At 71.8% G+C, this 17,075-nt stretch carries 17 protein-coding genes; all 17 read right to left on the reverse strand.

What is annotated here, in order from left to right; translation table 11 throughout:
• Positions 1-1,204, reverse strand: a 1,204-nt coding sequence (locus tag EF918_RS09025; protein WP_148141223.1) for a transposase, incomplete at its 3' end; no start/stop codon positions are given.
• 74 nt (positions 1,205-1,278) lie between these two features.
• Positions 1,279-1,923 carry a TMEM175 family protein gene (locus EF918_RS09030; protein WP_260610002.1) on the reverse strand — a complete coding sequence of 215 codons (645 nt, stop codon included), beginning with the start codon at positions 1,921-1,923 and terminating at the stop codon, positions 1,279-1,281.
• A gap of 99 nt (positions 1,924-2,022) precedes the next feature.
• The gene (locus EF918_RS09035) at positions 2,023-2,364 is read right to left on the reverse strand and encodes a nuclear transport factor 2 family protein (protein WP_125643526.1); all 342 of its coding nucleotides are present in this window, start codon (positions 2,362-2,364) and stop codon (positions 2,023-2,025) included.
• 41 nt (positions 2,365-2,405) lie between these two features.
• Positions 2,406-3,872, reverse strand: coding sequence for an ATP-binding protein (locus EF918_RS09040; protein ID WP_125643528.1), 1,467 nt, complete (start codon positions 3,870-3,872; stop codon positions 2,406-2,408).
• Complete coding sequence (locus EF918_RS09045; RefSeq protein ID WP_125643530.1) at positions 3,869-5,119, reverse strand: MFS transporter; 1,251 nt, start codon at positions 5,117-5,119, stop codon at positions 3,869-3,871. The genes EF918_RS09040 and EF918_RS09045 overlap by 4 nt, the downstream gene beginning before the upstream one ends.
• Before the next feature lie 24 nt (positions 5,120-5,143).
• Positions 5,144-5,971, reverse strand: a complete 828-nt coding sequence (locus EF918_RS09050; RefSeq protein ID WP_125643532.1) for a xanthine dehydrogenase family protein subunit M — start codon at positions 5,969-5,971, stop codon at positions 5,144-5,146.
• On the reverse strand, positions 5,968-8,358 hold the full coding sequence (locus EF918_RS09055) for a xanthine dehydrogenase family protein molybdopterin-binding subunit (RefSeq protein WP_125643534.1): 2,391 nt from the start codon (positions 8,356-8,358) through the stop codon (positions 5,968-5,970). The genes EF918_RS09050 and EF918_RS09055 overlap by 4 nt, the downstream gene beginning before the upstream one ends.
• Positions 8,359-8,363: 5 nt before the next feature.
• Positions 8,364-8,846, reverse strand: coding sequence for a (2Fe-2S)-binding protein (locus EF918_RS09060; protein WP_221889695.1), 483 nt, complete (start codon positions 8,844-8,846; stop codon positions 8,364-8,366).
• Entirely contained in the window at positions 8,831-9,445 is a 615-nt protein-coding gene (locus tag EF918_RS09065; RefSeq protein WP_125643538.1) for an NADPH-dependent F420 reductase, read from the reverse strand. Before EF918_RS09065 ends, EF918_RS09060 begins: the two co-directional genes overlap by 16 nt.
• Before the next feature lie 39 nt (positions 9,446-9,484).
• Positions 9,485-10,969 carry an aldehyde dehydrogenase gene (locus EF918_RS09070; RefSeq protein ID WP_125643540.1) on the reverse strand — a complete coding sequence of 495 codons (1,485 nt, stop codon included), beginning with the start codon at positions 10,967-10,969 and terminating at the stop codon, positions 9,485-9,487.
• Positions 10,970-11,003: 34 nt separating this feature from the next.
• Positions 11,004-11,744, reverse strand: a complete 741-nt coding sequence (locus EF918_RS09075) for a type 1 glutamine amidotransferase domain-containing protein (protein WP_125643543.1) — start codon at positions 11,742-11,744, stop codon at positions 11,004-11,006.
• A gap of 72 nt (positions 11,745-11,816) precedes the next feature.
• A complete protein-coding gene (locus tag EF918_RS09080; RefSeq protein ID WP_125643545.1) occupies positions 11,817-12,560 on the reverse strand; it encodes a MinD/ParA family protein in 744 nt (247 codons plus the stop codon).
• Positions 12,560-13,819, reverse strand: coding sequence for a PP2C family protein-serine/threonine phosphatase (locus EF918_RS09085; RefSeq protein WP_125643547.1), 1,260 nt, complete (start codon positions 13,817-13,819; stop codon positions 12,560-12,562). The genes EF918_RS09080 and EF918_RS09085 overlap by 1 nt, the downstream gene beginning before the upstream one ends.
• Positions 13,801-14,280: an ATP-binding protein gene (locus tag EF918_RS09090; protein ID WP_125643549.1), complete on the reverse strand. Its 480-nt coding sequence runs from the start codon at positions 14,278-14,280 to the stop codon at positions 13,801-13,803. The genes EF918_RS09085 and EF918_RS09090 overlap by 19 nt, the downstream gene beginning before the upstream one ends.
• Positions 14,273-14,584: an STAS domain-containing protein gene (locus EF918_RS09095; protein ID WP_125643551.1), complete on the reverse strand. Its 312-nt coding sequence runs from the start codon at positions 14,582-14,584 to the stop codon at positions 14,273-14,275. Before EF918_RS09095 ends, EF918_RS09090 begins: the two co-directional genes overlap by 8 nt.
• Position 14,585: 1 nt before the next feature.
• Positions 14,586-16,721: a glycogen debranching protein GlgX gene (gene glgX / locus EF918_RS09100; protein ID WP_125643553.1), complete on the reverse strand. Its 2,136-nt coding sequence runs from the start codon at positions 16,719-16,721 to the stop codon at positions 14,586-14,588.
• Positions 16,718-17,068: an STAS domain-containing protein gene (locus EF918_RS09105; RefSeq protein ID WP_125643555.1), complete on the reverse strand. Its 351-nt coding sequence runs from the start codon at positions 17,066-17,068 to the stop codon at positions 16,718-16,720. The genes glgX and EF918_RS09105 overlap by 4 nt, the downstream gene beginning before the upstream one ends.
• Between the last annotated feature and the right edge of the window lie 7 nt (positions 17,069-17,075).

A 17,075-nucleotide genomic window follows, 5' to 3' on the forward strand; every position in this document is an offset into this window, starting at 1 on the left:
GGGCGGGGGCGTGGCGGGCGGCGGCGTACGGTCCGCCGGTGGCGGCCCGGCCCCGGGAGCCGATCAGGGTCGCGGCGTGGGCGACGCTGGCGAGGGTGACGTGGTGGTGCCACCCGCGGAAGGAACGGCCCTCGAAGTCACGGATGCCGGCGGGTTCGCAGACCTCGGTGAAGTCCAGGGCGACCCGGTCGGTGAGCTTGGCGAGCAGGAAGAGCTGGGCGAGCGGCCGGTCGACGATGTTGGTGAGCCAGAACTCGGAGGGCAGCAGGGCGGTTTCGGTCCAGGCGCCGACGAGCAGCAGCGGGGTGGGCGGCACGGGCGCGGGCCGGTCCTCGGCTCCGGTGGTCAGGACCGGGGCGGAGGTGAGCAGGGTGACGGCGCCCTCGGCGCGTCCGTGCCGGGTCCATTCGACGACCCGGCGCTGGGAGCGCAGGGAGTCGATGAGTTCGCGGGCGGCGGCGGTGTGCGGTCCGGGCTTGTGGCGGCCGCCGCCGAAGGAGACCGGCAGGGAGCCGTCGACCTTGAGCACGAAGGGGATGTCGTGCAGGGCGAGGGACTCCACGCACTGGGGGATGTCGGTGTTGGCCGCCTCCATCACCACGGGCCGGCGCTGGAGCTGCCAGTGCGCGGCCATCCGCTGGACGGCGTGCACGGCGTCCTGGGCGGGGGTCTGGGACCGGGCGGTGTCGGGGATGCCCGCCCGGCGGCGGCGCAGCAGTTCGCCGGTCCAGGGGGCGGGCAGGGTCAGGGTCCATTCGACGGGAAAGCTCGCCTCGCTGGAGGCCAGCCATATCCCGCTGGCCTGCTGACAGTTGGCGGTGCGGCCGAGCTGGGGGACGAACTGGCGGCCGACCCCGACCGAGCGGTCGCCGGCCTTCTCGATGACCATGGGCTGGACCACCCAGGCCAGCGGGCGCTGGGCGGTCCGTTCGAGGTGCTGGGCGAGGGAGCGGCGGACGGGCGTCCAGTCCCACGGAGACTTGCTGATGAACTGCTGCAGGCTCTGCTCGACGGAACTGGCGCCGGTGCCGGCGATGTTGCGGATGGTCTTTTTCCCGGTGGTGCGGACGAGGCCGTCGAGATATACGCGGGCCCAGTTTCGCTGGTCCCGCCGGGGTAAGGATTCGAAGAACAGTGAAATCAGTGCGTCGATCGACTCGGAGATTTCCTTGCTGGATTCCTCCTGCATGACTGCGCGAGCCATGTTCGCCTCCCCCGCGACCAGAGCTGGATCCGACACCCTACTTGACCGGCAGGAACGCCCGTAGGGGCCGGCGGCTACTTCCTGAGGTCGCTGTCAGATTCGAGCCGCTCTTCCTCTACCACGAGAGGGATCGGGATCTGGTTCGCCGCGTAGTAGATGGCGATCAGAAAATGTGCCGCGAGGGTGAGGGGCGCGGAGAATAGGGACAGGACGACGGTACAGGGATAGGCGATGGCGCCGAGACCGAAGCGCATCCGTGTGGCGCGGGCGCCGTCCTTGTCGACCTTGTCGTGGAACAGGTGTCCTTCCCGGGTCACGTGCCACCACAGGGCCAGGAACGCCAGGGCGTAGACCACGGTCCAGGAGCTGTAGAGGATGGCGGCGATGTTGGCCGAATCCGCGTCGGTGAGGTTCTCGGCCAGGACCGACGTGGTCCAGGGAATCACCGACACCACCATCAGCACCAGGAGATTCAGGAACATCAGCGGCCGGTCTACCTTCTTCAGATGAACGAAGATGGTGTGGTGGTTGACCCACATGACGCCGATGATGAGGAAACTCACCACGTACGCCGCATAGTGCGGCCATTGTTCCCATAATCCGTGCCAGAGCTCGGTTCCCTTCTCCTCGGGCACTTTGATCTCCAGGACCAGAATCGTGATGACGATGGCGAATACACCGTCGCTGAAGGCCTCGATCCGGCCGGTCTCCGATTCCATGTCCTCCCCTTCGTCTCGGACGTCTCGGACGCCAGCGGGGAGGGCGCTTCCCCCGCCCTCCCCGCACACGCTACCCGGATATCGCCGGTGGGCTTCCGGTCAGCTTCCGAAGCCGGCCGTCTGGCGCCAGATCCGGCCATCGCGGACGACGAGTGTCCCGAATGCGTGCTCCGGCTCGCCGTTGAGGTTCATGATCGCCCGGTAGAAGATCGTGTCCTCGGTCTCGACGTACTGCTGGAGTTCGACGAGGGCGGGCTTGAGGGTGAGATAGCCGGTGAACGTCTCGCGAACGGCGTCGATGCCGACGGAGACGCCCTCGTACCGCAGGAGTACGGCGTCCTCCGTGTAGTTCTTCATCACCGCGTCGATGTCGAGGGCCGCGAGGGCCTCCATCTGGCGGACGAAGACCGGGTGCAGCTTCGCGATGTCGTACGTGGCCATGACGACTCCTTCTCCTCGGTGGATGGGTCGGTCGGAACGGGTCAGCGGGAGGCCAGGGGCAGCCGGACGGTCATCCGGGTCGTTCCGGGCACGGAGCGGGCGGTGATCGAGCCCCGGTGCCGCTGCGTGACGATCCGGTAGCTGAGGTGCAGTCCGAGCCCGGTGCCCTTGCCGACGTCCTTGGTCGTGTAGAAGGGCTCGAAGATGCGCGGCAGGACGCCCTCGGGGATGCCGCGGCCGGTGTCGGTGATCTCGACGACCATGCAGGTGCCCTCGGTGTGCACGCGCAGGGTGAGGGTCCCGGAACCCTCCATGGCCTCGGCCGCGTTGTCGACCAGGTTCGTCCACACCTGGTTCAACTCGCTTGGATATCCGGTCAGTTCGGGCAGGTCGGGCGCGTAGTCGCGGACGATGCCGATCCCGGTCAGCTTGGCGCGGAGCACCACCAGGGTGTTCTCCAGGCCGTCGGTGACCGCGAAGCGCTGTTCGGGCGCGCGGTCGAGATTGGCGTAATCCCTCGTGGCCGCCACCAGTTGGGAGATCCGCGGGCCGGCCGCCCGGAGCTCGGCCGCCAGCGCCCGGGCCTCCAGCAGGGCCGCGAGATGGTCCAGGGCGGCGGGCAGAGCGGCCTCGGTGACGCCTTCGAGCCGCTCCAGCAGCCAGCCCAGTTCCAGACCGAGGTCGGCGACGACCGCGCCGAGCGGGCCGGGGCGCGCGGCGCCGGCCTCATCGGCCCAGTCGGTGATCTCCTCCTCGGCGTCGGCCTGGGCCAGGGGGTCGGTGGTGGCCGGCGGCGGCACCTTCTCCAGCTCGTCGGCGAGCCGGTCCAGGACGGCGCGCTGGGCGTCCCCGGCCGCCGCTCCCCAGGACTGCGCGGTCCGGGTGAGCAGGTCCAGGGCGGGCCCGAGCTCCTGGGCGGCCCGGGCGACGGCCGCCGCCGGGTTGTTCAGCTCGTGCGCGAGGCCCGCGGCCAGGGTGCCGAGCGCCTCGACGGTGGCCCGCTTGCGGGCCTGCACCTCGGAGGACTTGATCCGCCAGGCCAGGACGGGCAGCAGCACGGCCGCGACCCCCTGGCACCGGGTGAGCATCTCGAAGAAGACCGGCCGGGCGTAGGTGACCACGGTGGTCGCCGGGCCGCTGGCCGCGGCCGTGGCGACGTACGCGCCGTCGGTCAGCAGCGGCAGTTCGCCGGTGAAGCGGTGGGCCGCGGAGGGTTTGCCGTCGTGGTCCTCGTCCACGCCGCCGGTGGAGTGCCGGGTGAGGACCTCCTCGCGGCCGTCGACCACCTTGGTGACCACGAGCCCGCCGTCGAGGAGCACGTGGAAGCCGGTGGCCTCCTCCCCGTCGCGGAAGAGCACGGCGCCGTCGGGCAGCACCCGGGGCTCGGACACCGAGACCAGCCAGTCGAGCTGCTCCTCGGTGAGACCGGCGAAGATCTCCAGCCCGTGCAGGGCCTTGCGCAGTTCCGGGCCGCCCCCCGCGGCCCCGGTGGTGTCGGACAGGGTCATGCCGGGCTCCCTTCGGCCGGGGTCCGCCGGGCCAGCCGCAGGGTCACCAGCAGGGCCACGGCGCACACCGCGGCGACGGCGGCCATGAAGCCGACCGAGGTGCGGTGCAGCCCGTGGACGCCGGTGAGCACTCCGGCCAGCACGGCGGGCACGCTCATCGCGAGGTAGGCGAACACGTAGACGGCGGCGGTCAGTTCGCCGCGGTGCTCCGGGGTGGCGAGCGCGCTCAGGGCCCGGAAGGACCCGAGGAACGCCGCGCCCCAGCCGGCCCCGAGCACGGCGGTGGCCCCGAGGAAGACCGGGGCCGACCGCAGCCCGAGGGACAGCAGCACCAGGCCCAGCCCGGCGATCAACCCGGTCAGTCCCAGCAGGGCGGTGCGCAGGGGCGGGGTGCGGCCCAGGAGGAGCTGCGCGGTGGTGGCGGCGCCCGCGAGCAGGGCGACGGTGGCTCCGCCCACCAGGTAGTTGGTGCTCCGCAGCAGGGACAGCGCCAGATGCGGGCCCAGTGACAGGTAGAAGCCGCCGACCGACCAGACGGCGACGATGGTGAGCACCAGGACGGCGAACCGGCGGCGCACCGGCGCCGGGACCCGGATCCGGTGCGGGGCCACCTTCCACCGCCCGCCGGCGCCGGGGGCGCTCTCACGCATCCGGACCACCCCCACCAGGGCCACCGCGAACGCCCCGACCAGCAGCAGATAGCTGAGCGCGGTGGGGGCGGGGGCGTACTGGACGAGCAGTCCGGCCCCGAGGCCGCCGAGGCCGATGCCGACGGTCGGGCCCGCGCTGTTGACCTGGGCGCCCAGCGCGGGCCGGGACCGCGGGCTGAGCTCCAGCAGTGCGGCGCCCATCGCACCGGTGGCCAGGCCCACGGCGAGCCCCTGCACGGCGCGGGCGGCCAGCAGCAGGATCAGGCCCTGCGCCCCGGCGAACAGGGCCATGGAAACCATCGCCAGGACCAGGGACGCGCCGAGCACGGGCCGCCGGCCGAGGGTGTCGGAGAGCGAGCCGAACAGCAGCAGCCCGGCCAGCACGGTCACCGCGTACACGGCGAACACCACGGTGACCGCGCCGGAGGACAGGTCCCAGCGCTGCTGGTAGAGCACGTAGAGGGCGGACGGTACGGAGGAGGAGAGCATCAGCAGCACCAGGACCGCGCCGACCACCCAGAAGCCGGAGCCTCTGGCCGCGCCCGTCGTCCCGTAGGCCGGTGGCACCGCGGCTCCCGTGGTCGTCTTGGATGACACTGCGTTCCCTCCGGTGGAAGGCGGTCAGGCGAGGGCCGCCGCGGCCCGGGCCAGCGCACGGGCGGTGAGCACGCCCGCGAGGTGCCCGAGGTACTCGGCCGAGGTGCCGCGGCCCGGTACGAACAGCGACCGGGGCTCGGCGCGGAAGGCCGCGAGGACGGCCTCGGTGCGGTGCCCGCCGCCCGCGCCGAGCCGCTGCTCGACGTCGTACAGCCGCAGCGGGCGGGCGGTGGCGCCGGTGACGGCGATCCGCACGCCGTCCGGGGTGATCCGGACGGCGGCGGCGCAGACCGGGTAGCGGCTGGCGCGGTCGGCGGTCTTCTCGAACGCCGCGGCCGGGCCGCCGCCCGGGACCAGCAGGGCGGTGAGGATGCTGCCGGCCGGGACGCCGGCCGTCAGCAGTTCCTCGGTGGTGACGGTGGTGCGCCCGTCGGGTCCGGCCAGTTCGGCGCGGGCCCCGGCGACGAGCGCGGCGACGGGCAGGTCGGTGGGCCGGCCGGTGGCCACCAGGTTGCCGCCGGCGGTGCCGAGGTTGCGTACCTGCGGGTCGCCGTTGGCCCGGGCGGCGGCGGCCAGTTCGGGCGCCCCGGCCAGGACCGCCGGGTCGGTGGCGAGCTCGGCGAGCGGGGTGGCCGCGCCGATCCGCAGCCCGCCGCCCCCGGTCGGGGTGATGCCGCGCAGCTCGGCCAGCCGGCGGACGTCGATCAGCAGCCGGGCCCGGTCGGTGCCGGCGCGCAGGTCGGGCAGCAGGCTCTGGCCGCCGGCGAGGATCCGGGCGCCGGGGCCGGCGAGCAGGGCGAGGGCCTCGGTGAGGCCGGCGGGCCGTACGTAGTCGAGTTCGCCGATGATCACTGGTCTTCTCCTCGCAGGCGGCGCCAGACCTTCTCCGGGGTGAGGGGCATGTCGATGTGCCGGACCCCCAGGTCGGACAGGGCGTCGACCACCGCGTTGGTGACGGCGGCGGCGGGCGGCACCGTGGCGATCTCACCGGCGCCCTTGGCGCCCAGCGGGTTGTGCGGGGTGGGCGTGACGGTCCGGTCGAGCCGGTAGAAGGGGGCGTCGGCGGCGCGCGGCAGGGCGTACCGGGTGAGGTCGGAGGTCAGCAGCCTGCCGTCGGTGTCGTAGACGGCGGCCTCCATCAGCGCCTGGCCGAGGCCGTGCAGGATGCTGCCCTCGATCTGGCCCTGCACGATCCGGGGGTTGCCGATGTTCCCGGCGTCGTCGACGGCCGTGTAGGCCACCACCTCGGTCTCGCCGGTGAGTTCGTCGATCTCGACGACGGCGACATGGGTGCCGAAGGGGTAGTTGAAGTCCGGCGGGTCGAAGTGGGTGGTCTCGTCGAGGGCCGGTTCGATGTCCGGGGGCAGTCCCCAGCCGTACCACAGGGCCATGGCCAGTTCGGAGAAGGTCTTGGCGTTCTCCGGGTTGCCCACCTCGTGGACCCCGCCGTCGGCGTAGACGACCTTGTCCTCGGGGACGCCGAGGAACACCGCGCCGGCCCGGACCAGCTTGGCCTTGAGCTTGCGGGCGGTCAGCGCCACGGCGGGCGCGGCCATGCTGTACGAGCGCGAGCCGTACGTGCCCTGGCCGTACGGGGCCTTGAGGGTGTCGCCCTGGTACACCTGCACCTGCTCCGGGTCGATGCCCAGCTCGTCCGCGGCGACCTGGGCGAAGACGGTCCGGTGGCTCTGCCCGGTGGAGGCGGAGCCGATGGTGACGGTGACCTCGCCGGTGGGGTGGATGCGGATGTTGGCGCTCTCCCAGGTGCCGCCGAGCATGCCCTCCTGGGACATCCGGGTGGAGGGGCCGACGCCGCAGATGGCGACGTAGGTGGCCAGGCCGACACCGAGCCGCTTGCCGCGGGTGCGGGCCTCGGCCTTGCGGGCGGGCATGTCGGCGTAGCCGGACAGTTCCAGGGCCTTGTCGAAGTTCTCCCGGTAGTTGCCGGAGTCGTAGGTCCAGCCGAGGCCGTTGTCGTACGGGAACTTCTCGGCCGGGACCAGGTTGCGGCGGCGGACCTCGGCGGGGTCCATGCCGATCTCGCCCGCGTACCGGTCGACCAGCCGTTCCATCAGGAAGGCGGCCTCGGCGCGGCCGCTGCCGCGCTGGGCGCCGAGCGGGACGGTGTTGGTGAAGGCGGCGTAGACCTCGCAGAACGCGGCGTCGACGGCGTACATGCCGGTGATGGAGCGGCCCATGAGGGCGGTGGCGACACCGGGTCCGATGGTGGAGGGGTACGCGCCGAGGTTGGCGTAGCTGGTGCAGCGGACGGCGGTGATCCGGCCGTCACGGGTACCGGCGAGGGTGACGTGCTGGCGGTGGTCGCGGCCCTGGACGGTGGAGTTCATCAGGCCGGTGCGGGTGTCGACCCACTTCACCGGCCGGCCCAGCGCCTTGGACAGCAGCAGCACCAGCGCCATGTCGGGGTACAGGTAGCCCTTGGTGCCGAAACTGCCGCCGACGGTCGGGGCGATCACCCGGAGCTTGTTGAAGGGGATGCCGAGGACCAGGGCGGCCAGCAGGAAGCGGTGGTTGTGCGGGCCCTGGGTGGAGGCGTACAGGGTGTACTCCCCGGTGGCGGCGTCGTAGTCGCCGACGGCGCCGCGGGGCTCGATGGGGCTGTTGATGGTCCGCTGGTTGACCAGGTCCAGCGAGACGGTGACCTCGGCGGCGGCGATCGCGGCGTCGGTACGGTCCTTGTCCCCGCAGGTCCAGTACGCGTTGAGGTTGCCGGGCACGGCGTCGTGGAGCTGGGGCGCGCCGGGTTCCAGGGCGTGGTCGGCGCGGGTGACCACGGGCAGCGGCTCGTACTCCACCTGCACGGCGGCGAGCGCGGCGGCGGCCTGGCGCGGGGTCTCGGCGACGACCACGGCGACCGGGTCGCCGACGTGCCGGACGGTGTCGCCGGTGAGCACCGGGCGGGCGCCCGGCAGTCCGTAGGGGTGGGGCGGGAAGTGGCTCTCGACCCCGCCGGGGACCCAGATGCAGGGCAGCGGCATCACGTCGGCGAAGTCCGTGGCCGTGGCCACCTTCAGGACGCCGGGCATGGCCTCGGCGGCCCGGGTGTCGATGGAGAGGATCCGGGCGTGGGCCCGGTCGCTGCCGAGGATGGCCATGTGGGCGGTGCCGGGCAGGTCGATGTCGGCGACGTACCTGGCCTCGCCGCGCAGCAGTTGCGGGTCCTCCCTGCTGTCCAGCGGTCGGCCGAGGACGCGGTGCTCCCCCGTCGCTGTGGTCATGGCGCTCACCCCTCCTGTCTCGGTGCGCAGGCGCGCTGGACGCCGCGGACGACGCTGTGGTAGCCGGTGCAGCGGCACAGGTTGCCGGTGAGCCATTCGCGGATCTCGGGCTCGCTGGGGGCGGCGCCGTCGGCGGTGGCGCGGTCGACGAGTTCGCCGAGCGCCATGACCATGCCGGGGGTGCAGAAGCCGCACTGGGTGGCGTGCTCCTGGCGCAGGGCCTCCTGAAGGGGGGTGAGGTCGCCGCCGACGGAGGTGAGCCCCTCGACGGTGGTGACCTCGGAGCCGGCCGCGGAGGCGGTCAGCACCAGGCAGCTCTTGACGGACCTGCCGTCGAGCCGGACCACGCAGGTGCCGCACTGCCCGGTGTCGCAGCCGACCTTGGTCCCGGTGAGCCCGAGTCCGTCGCGCAGCCGTTCGACCAGGAGTTCGCCCGGGTCGGCGGAGAACCGCCGGGCGGAACCGTTGACGTTCAGCGAGAGATCCATTCCCATGCCTGCGCTTCCGTGAGCGGACGGTTGAACAGCGGCCCGCCGGGCTGCTGGAGAATTCCACCGGCGTGCAGCGATCCGGTGTCCACGGCGGCGAATCCGAGGTCGGTGAGGATTTCCGCGACGATTTCCTTGGCCTTGGCGTCGTCGCCCGCCACGTAATGGGCGAGCCGCTCCCCCGGCGCCTTTCCGGCCACGGCCAGCGTCTCGAAATGCATGGTGTTGAGGGATTTCACCACGCGGGCGTCCGGATACCATTCGGCGACCAATTCGCTGGAGGCCCGGCCGCCGAGGTCGCGGGGCACCCCGCCGGGGCCGAAGGCGTTCATGGCGTCCACCACCACCTTGCCGTGGACGGCCGCGGCCGGCAGCAGCCCGGGGCCGCCGTCGAAGGGCACCATCAGCACCAGGACGTCCGCCCGGTCCGCGGCCTCGTCGGCCGTCGCCGCCCGGGCGGCGGGGCCCAACTCGGCCACCAGCGGGGCGAGGGTGTGCGGGCCGCGCGCGTTGGCCAGGACGACCGGCCGGCCCGCGGCCACCAGGATCCTGGCCAGGGTCGATCCGATGCGCCCGGTGCCGATGATGCCCAGGGTCATGGCTCTCCTCAGATGTGGTGCGGCGCGCCGGGGCGCGCGCTAGTCCATGCCGATCCAGACCGACTTGGTCTGGGTGTAGCTCTCCAGGGATTCGGGACCGCACTCGCGGCCGAAGCCGGAGGCCTTGTAGCCGCCGTAGGGCACGGCCGGGTCGTACTGGTTGTAGCAGTTGACCCAGACGGTGCCGGCCTTGATCTGCGACGCGACCCGGTGGGCCCGGCGCAGGTCCTTGGTGTGCACGCCCGCGGCGAGGCCGTACGCACTGTCGTTGGCGAGGCGTACGGCGTCCTCCTCGGTGTCGAACGGGATGATGGACAGGACCGGTCCGAAGATCTCCTCCTGGGCGATCCGCATGCCGTTGTCGACCCCGGTGAAGATCGTGGGGAGGAAGTACAGGCCCTCGGCGGAGGCGCCTTCCGGGGTCCAGCCGGTGCCGCCGACGCGCAGGGTGGCGCCTTCCTTCTGGCCGATCTCGATGTAGGAGCTGACCTTCTCGAACTGCCCGCGGTGGGCGAGCGGCCCGAACAGGGTCGCGGGGTCGCGCGGGTCGCCGGGCCGCAGGGCCGCGGCGCGGGCCACGAGGCGTTCGACCAGCTCGTCGTGGACCGGGCGCTGGAGGAGCAGGCGGGAGCCGGCGGTGCAGATCTCGCCCTTGTTGTAGTAGATGCCGAAGAAGGCCAGTTCCTCGGCGGCGTCGAGGTCGGCGTCGGCGAAGACGATGTTGGCGGACTTGCCGCCGAGTTCCATCGTGACCTTCTTCAGGGTGTCGGCGGTCCGGCGGATGATGGACTGGCCGACGGCGGTGGAACCGGTGAAGGCGATCTTGTCGATGCCGGGATGGCCGGTGAGGGTCTCCCCCAGCTCGACGCCGGGGCCGGTCAGGACGTTGAGCACGCCGTCCGGGATCTCCGCCTCCTGGAACAGTTCGGCGATCTTCAGGGCGGTGAGCGGGGTGGCCGGGGAGGGCTTGTGGACCACGGTGTTGCCCGCCGCCAGGGCCGGTGCGATCTTCGTCATCGACAGCAGCAGCGGGAAGTTGAACGGGGTGATGGCGCAGACCACGCCCAGCGGTTCGCGCAGCGTGTAGGCGAGCTGTCCGCCCGCCGGCGCCCGGGAGGAGCCGTCGACCCGGGTCACCGCGCCGGCGTAGTAGTGCATGAGCTGGGCGGCCATGGGGGCGTCGACCGTGCTGGAGAAGGCGAACGGCTTGCCCATGTCCACCGTCTCCAGCAGGGCGATCTCCTCCAGGTCGCGCTCGATCAGTTCCCCGACCCGGTTCAGCCGCAGGGCCCGTTCCTGCGCGGAGAGTCTGCTCCAGGGCCCTTCCTCGTACGCCCGCCGGGCCGCGGCCACCGCGGCGTCGGCGTCGGCCGCGGCCGCCTGGGCCACGGGCACGATCTCCTGGCCGTCCACCGGGGAGAGGTCCGGTTCGGTGCGGCCGTCGCGGGCGTCGACCCACGCGCCGTCGATGAACAGCTTCCCGGGGTTGGCCAGGGGCGAGCCCTGGAGCTCGAGCTTGGTCATGGCTGCCTTCCGGTGTCGGGGGTGCGGGGGGTTGTCAGCCCGTCGCGAGCTGCCGTAAGAACGTCTCGGCGAGGGCCTTGGAGGAGTAGGGGTTCTGACCGGTGGTCAGGTTGCGGTCGACCACGACGTGCGAGTCCCAGATCGCGTCGGCCTTCTCGAACCGGGCGCCGAGTCTGGTCAGTTCGACCTCCAGGATGAACGGGAGCCGGCCGGCCATGTTGGTGACCAGTTCCTCGGCGTGCGAGAACGCCGTCATCCGGTAGCCCTCGAACGGCCACCGCCCCTCGCCGTCGCGCAGGGAGAGCAGTGCGGTGTGGCCGTGGCAGACGGTGGCCAGCGGCTTGTCCTGGGCGATGGCCCAGCGCAGGATCTGCGCCAGTTCGTCCGACTTGGGCAGGTCGCCGATCGCACCGTGGCCGCCGCTGATGTAGAGGCCGTCGTAGTCGGCGATGTCCTTCTCGCCCAGGGTCTCCAGGGCGAGGGGGTGGGCGAGCTGGGGGGTCTCCTCGATGAGGCGGACGTAGTCGGCCGCGTTCTCGGCGTCGGTGTCGTCGGATCCTTCGGGGCGGACGTACTGGAGGAACTGGGGGTCGATGCTCGTCCGGTCGACGGTGGGGGTGCGTCCCCCGATCGTCGCCACGTCCACGGAGTGGCCGGCGGCCGTGAAGAGGGTGTAGGGGACGACGAATTCCTCGGCCCAGAATCCCGAGGGGTGCTCTTCGCCGTCCAGCAGGTGGAGGGTGGCCTTGGCCGTCATGACGACGAGAATCTTCATGACCGTTCTCCTTGTTTCTGGATTCGCTGCCGATTCAACACGCCCGGCCCGGGGCGTGTAAGGGGGGTGACGTCAGGCACGCGATACTTCGTCACGTGCGTCGAGTGCGGAGATGATGGTGCGGAATTCCTCGACCAGGGGGTGGTCGGGATGGGCTTCCGCGAATATGCGTTCGCCGTACAGAGCGGCCATTTCGGGTGCGTACGGAAGGATTCCGGCCAGGGGCGTGCCGTAGACCTCCTCGGCGAGCCGGCGGACCCGGTCGCGGTCGATCCCGGCCGGGGCCATGCACATCACCAGGGTCCGGCGGCAGGGGAGCCGTCCGGCCAGGGCGATGCTCTCCTCGACGCCGGACAGGTCGATCCGGTCGGCCCGGGCCATGATGACCAGGGTGTCGGCGCTCGCCATGGCCGCCACGGTCTCGTTGTTGAGGCCCGCATGGGTGTCGAGCAGCAGATCGTCCAGGACGTAGGTCCGGGCCAGCCGGTCGAAGCCTTCCGGCAGCAGCCCCACGTCGTACCCGGTCGCCATGATCTCCCTCAGTGCCTTGGTGCCGGTCCGGGCCGGGACCACGTACAGCCCCGGCGCGGCCCGCTGCACGGCGGTCTCGATCTCGCACCGGCCGAGCAGGTAGTCGGTGAGCGATCCCTCGCCGGGCGGCAGCCGGAACAGCAGGTCGAGGGTGGGCGACTGGATGTCGGTGTCGACGACGCCCACCCGGCGGCCGCCGGCGGCCAGCAGCAGCGCGAGATTGGCGAGCACCGTCGACTTGCCGGTGCCGCCGCGGTGCGAGTGCACCACGATGGTCCGGGCCATCAGGCCACCGCCCGCCGGCCCGCGTGCGGCCCCCGCGCCGCACGTGGCCGGTGCAGGGCCAGCATGGTCACGTCGTCGTGCTGTTCGGCGGTGCCGGTGTGCCGGCGGACCGCCGTGTCCATCACGTCCAGCACGTCCTTGCCGGTCCGCGGGGGTGCGGACGGGGGCAGGGCGAGCAGTTCGAGCATGTGGTCGTCACCGAGGAAGCTGCCGTCGGGGCAGCGTGCCTCCGGCACTCCGTCGGTGAAGACGAAGAGGGTGTCGCCCGGGTTGAGCTGGGCGTACCCGAGGGTGTAGACGCAGTCGGGCAGCACCCCGACGGCCGGGCCGGTGACGTCCAGCGCCACCGGCCGGCCGCCGTCCGCGTCGAGCAGCAGCGGCGGGTTGTGGCCGCCGTTGATGTAGACCAGGCTTCCGGTGACCGGGTCGAGCACGCCGAAGAACAGGGTGGCGAAGTAGCCCTGGCGCAGGTGGTTGCGGGTGAGGTAGCCGTTGGTGGCGGTGACCGCGTTGAGCAGGGGGGTGGCGCCGACCACCGGGATGCGCCGGCTGCTGCCGGCCCGGCCGGCGGCCACCAGGTGCTGCAGGCCGCTCTGTTCGGCGGTGTGCCGCAGCAGGGACCGGATCAGGGCCATGAACAGGGCCGAGCCCACTCCCTTGTCGCAGACGTCGGCGACGACCAGGGCGAGCCGGCGCCGGTGGACCAGCTCGAAGACGTCGTAGAAGTCGCCGGCGACCTGGCGGGCGGGCCGGAACCGGACGTCGATCTCCCAGCCGTCGGGCACCGGGAGCGCCTCGGGCAGGAACCCGGCCTGGATCTCCCGGCCGATCTCCAGCTCCTTCTCGTAGCTCACGAGGGCGGCCCGTGCGTCGGCCTCCTGCAGGGTGCGGCCCAGTTCGGCGCGCTCGGAACAGCTCAGCAGCCGGGCGGAGACCAGGGCGGGCAGGAACGGCGGGACGAGGTAGTCGTGGCCGAGGCGGACGTGCGCCTCCAGGGAGGCGAAGTCGGCGACGGTCCACACCACCACGATGGGCGCGCCGGCCCAGCGGCGCAGCCGGCGTACGGCGGCGCGGACGGACTCCCCCGGCACCTCGGCCGGAGCGAGCAGCACATCGGCCTCGGGCAGGTGCTCGACGGGGCCGGAGAGCAGCCCGGCGAGGGTGCCGGTGACGAGTTCCGCGTCCATGGAGTGCAGGGCGGACAGCAGGGCCTCGGGCGGCGGGTGGTCGCCGAGGACGATCACGGTCGTGGAAGGCATGGGTCCGTCCCCTCAGCCTTTACGGTCAGCGTGCTGATGTTCAGGCCGTCGCGGCGTACGTAGCTGAACTCGTCCACGCTCGTCAGGGCCAGGTGGATGCCCAGGCCGCCGATGCGCCGCCGCTCGGGCGGGACGTCGGCGGGCGGGGACAGGCACCCGGCCACCGGGTCGAAGGCGGGCGCGCTGTCCTCGACGACGATCCTCGCCCGCCCGGCCCCGGCGCGGCCGCGGACGGTGATCCGTCCGGCGCCGCCCCGGTAGCCGTGCGTCACGATGTTCGTCGCCAGCTCGTCCACGGCCAGCCTCAGCCGGTACGAGGCGTGCTTGTCGAGCCCGGCCCGCCCCGCCACCGCCTGGACGAACGAGGCGATGGCGGCGAGCGAACCGAGCGAGGCCGGGACCTGGAGCTCGCCTGCGGCGGGCTCCGTCGTACCGGCCCCGCGGCGGCGGTGATCAGCCATCGCTGAGGACGATGCTGCGGTCCAGGCCGGCGGTGCGGATGGTCCGGGAGACCGGCTCGATCGCGCCGACGACCTTGATGGTGACGTGGTCGGCCACCTTCTGCTGGGCGAAGACCAGGGAGCGCAGTCCGGCGCTGGCCATGTAGCCGACGCCGGCCATCCGGATCTCCACCGTGCTGGTGCCGTGCCCGGCGGCCTTCTCGATGGTCTGGTGGAAGTCGGGCGCGGTGTTGGCGTCCAGCTCGCCGGCCAGCTCGATCACGGTGGTGTCGCCCTCGATGCTCAGGGACACGGAAAGCGGCATGTCAGTCTCCTTGAGGTGTACGGCCCACCAGGATCACGACCGAGCGGGGGCCGATGAGGTACTTGCCGGCGTTGTCCAGCTCCGCCTCCGTGCCGGGGACGCGGATGTCGTACGGCGCCGGGGCCCCGGTGTCGGCGAACAGGTGCCAGGCCCGTCCCCCGGGCAGCGCGGGCAGTTCCAGGTCGTGCGACTCCCAGTGGGAGTTCATCGCGACGTAGACGACGTCGTCGTCGCCGTGGCCGCAGCGGGCCACCGCCAGCAGCCGGGACTCCGGCGACCAGTCGGGCTGCCAGGCCCGTTCGCCGTGCCAGCTGATGTCCGGCAGGCCGAGCTGCTCGCGTACCTGCCCGGTCGGGTGGACGGTGGAGCGCAGCTCGCGGTGGCGTTTGCGGAAGGCGATCATCTGCTGGGTGAAGTGGAGCAGTTCGGCGTTGTCCTGGACCTGCTGCCAGTCGAACCAGGAGAGTTCGTTGTCCTGGCAGTAGGTGTTGTTGTTGCCCTGCTGGGTGCGGCCGACCTCGTCACCGGACAGCAGCATCGGGATGCCCTGGCTGGTGAGGAGGATGGCCAGGGCGTTCTTCATCTGGCGCAGGCGCAGGGCCGTGACCTCGGGGTCGTCGGTGGGGCCTTCGGCTCCGCAGTTCCAGCTGTTGTTGTCGTTGGCCCCGTCGTTGTTGCCCTCGCCGTTGGCCTCGTTGTGCTTGTCGTTGTACGAGACCAGGTCGGCGAGGGTGAAACCGTCGTGGGCGGTCAGGAAGTTGACCGAGGCGGCGGCGGAGCGCCCGGAGTACAGGTCGGGCGAGCCGGCCAGCCGGGTGGCGAGGTCGCCGGTGACTCCCGGGTCGCCCTTGACGAAGCGGCGGACGGTGTCGCGGTACTTGCCGTTCCACTCGGCCCAGCGGCCGTAGGCCGGGAAGTTGCCGACCTCGTAGAGCCCGGCCGCGTCCCAGGCCTCGGCGATGAGCTTGGTGTGCCGCAGGACGGGGTCGAAGGCGAGCGACTCCAGCAGCGGCGGGTTGGGCAGCGGGGTGCCGTCCAGGGCCCGGCCGAGGATGGCCGCGAGGTCGAAGCGGAAGCCGTCGATGTGGTAGTCGGCGACCCAGTGGCGCAGGCAGTCCAGGACGTAGTTGCGGACCACGGGGTGGTTGCAGTTGACCGTGTTGCCGGTGCCGCTGAAGTTGAAGTAGTACCCCTCGGGCGTGAGCATGTAGTACGTGGCGTTGTCCAGGCCCTTGAAGGAGATGGTGGGGCCCTGCTCGTTGCCCTCGGCGGTGTGGTTGAAGACGACGTCGAGGATGACCTCGATGCCGGCGGCGTGCAGGTCCTTGATCAGGGTGCGGAACTCGTCGCCCTGCATGCCGTAGCGTCCGGTGGCCGCGTAGCCGGCCTTGGGCGCGAAGAACGCGACGGTGTTGTAGCCCCAGTAGTCGTAGAGCTTCTCGCCGGTCTCGGGGTTGCTGCGCGGGTTGTCGCTCTCGTCGAACTCGAACACGGGCAGCAGCTCGATGCAGTTCACCCCGAGCTCCTTGAGGTACGGGATCTTCTCCCGCAGCCCCGCGAAGGTGCCGGGCGCCGTGACGCCCGAGGAGGGGTGCCGGGTGAAGCCGCGGACGTGGGTCTCGTACACGACGAGGTCCTCGGCCGGGATCCGCAGGGGTGTGTCGTCGCCCCAGTCGAAGTCCTGCAGGCACACCCGGGAGCGGTACTGGTACCCGCGGGAGCGGTCGGGTTCCACGCCCCAGACGTCACGGCCTGAGATCAGCCGGGCGTAGGGGTCGGACAGGACCTGGCGGGCGTCGAAGCGGTGGCCGGTGACCGGGTCGAAGGGGCCGTCGGCCCGGTAGCCGTACTCGATGTTCTCGTGGTCGAGGCCGAAGACCGTCATGGCGAAGACGGAGCCCATGCGGAATTCCTCGGGGAACTCCAGTTCGGCCATCGGCTCGGGCTCTCCGCGCTTGTACAGGACCAGGGTCATGGAGGTGGCCTGGTCGGAGAAGACGGAGAAGCTGACCCCGCCGGGGACCACGTTGGCCCCGAAGGGGTACGGCTTGCCCGCGCGGACGCGGTACCCGCCCACCTCGTGGGTCGGGTACGCGTCGATGCGCAGGACCTGGTCGGACCTGGCGGTCTCGGTCATCGCGGGGCCTTCGCCTTCGCCTTGGCCTGGGTGGCGGCCGCCTCGCCGGTCTCGAAGAAGTCGAGGAACCCGGTGGCCGACATCACGAACCGCACTTCCTCGCTCACCCCGTAGAGGGTGACCGCCACCTCCGCGTGCTGGGCCTCGCGGTAGACCACGAGCAGGGTACGCAGGCCCGCGCTGGAGACGTAGGTGACGGAGGTGAGGTCGATGCGCAGCGGCCTGCCCTCACGGACCAGCGGCAGCAGGGCCGCCAGGAGCCGGCCCGACGTCTCGCTGTTGATCTCGCCGGTGGCGACGAGCACCGTGCCCGCCTTGGTCCGGCGTTCCTTCACGTTCAGAGTCATGGTTGTC

The organism is Streptomyces sp. WAC06614, from assembly GCF_003949795.1.
In the GTDB taxonomy this organism is placed as follows: domain Bacteria; phylum Actinomycetota; class Actinomycetes; order Streptomycetales; family Streptomycetaceae; genus Streptomyces.

Excerpts from the sequence above, each read along its gene's own strand:
- EF918_RS09030 (WP_260610002.1), bottom strand. The coding sequence starts at position 1,923 with ATGGAATCGGAGACCGGCCGGATCGAGGCCTTCAGCGACGGTGTATTC.
- EF918_RS09035 (WP_125643526.1), bottom strand. The coding sequence starts at position 2,364 with ATGGCCACGTACGACATCGCGAAGCTGCACCCGGTCTTCGTCCGCCAG.
- EF918_RS09040 (WP_125643528.1), bottom strand. The coding sequence starts at position 3,872 with ATGACCCTGTCCGACACCACCGGGGCCGCGGGGGGCGGCCCGGAACTG.
- EF918_RS09055 (WP_125643534.1), bottom strand. The coding sequence starts at position 8,358 with ATGACCACAGCGACGGGGGAGCACCGCGTCCTCGGCCGACCGCTGGAC.
- EF918_RS09060 (WP_221889695.1), bottom strand. The coding sequence starts at position 8,846 with ATGGATCTCTCGCTGAACGTCAACGGTTCCGCCCGGCGGTTCTCCGCC.
- EF918_RS09065 (WP_125643538.1), bottom strand. The coding sequence starts at position 9,445 with ATGACCCTGGGCATCATCGGCACCGGGCGCATCGGATCGACCCTGGCC.
- EF918_RS09070 (WP_125643540.1), bottom strand. The coding sequence starts at position 10,969 with ATGACCAAGCTCGAGCTCCAGGGCTCGCCCCTGGCCAACCCCGGGAAG.
- EF918_RS09075 (WP_125643543.1), bottom strand. The coding sequence starts at position 11,744 with ATGAAGATTCTCGTCGTCATGACGGCCAAGGCCACCCTCCACCTGCTG.
- EF918_RS09080 (WP_125643545.1), bottom strand. The coding sequence starts at position 12,560 with ATGGCCCGGACCATCGTGGTGCACTCGCACCGCGGCGGCACCGGCAAG.
- EF918_RS09085 (WP_125643547.1), bottom strand. The coding sequence starts at position 13,819 with ATGCCTTCCACGACCGTGATCGTCCTCGGCGACCACCCGCCGCCCGAG.
- EF918_RS09090 (WP_125643549.1), bottom strand. The coding sequence starts at position 14,280 with ATGGCTGATCACCGCCGCCGCGGGGCCGGTACGACGGAGCCCGCCGCA.
- EF918_RS09095 (WP_125643551.1), bottom strand. The coding sequence starts at position 14,584 with ATGCCGCTTTCCGTGTCCCTGAGCATCGAGGGCGACACCACCGTGATC.
- glgX (WP_125643553.1), bottom strand. The coding sequence starts at position 16,721 with ATGACCGAGACCGCCAGGTCCGACCAGGTCCTGCGCATCGACGCGTAC.
- EF918_RS09105 (WP_125643555.1), bottom strand. The coding sequence starts at position 17,068 with ATGACTCTGAACGTGAAGGAACGCCGGACCAAGGCGGGCACGGTGCTC.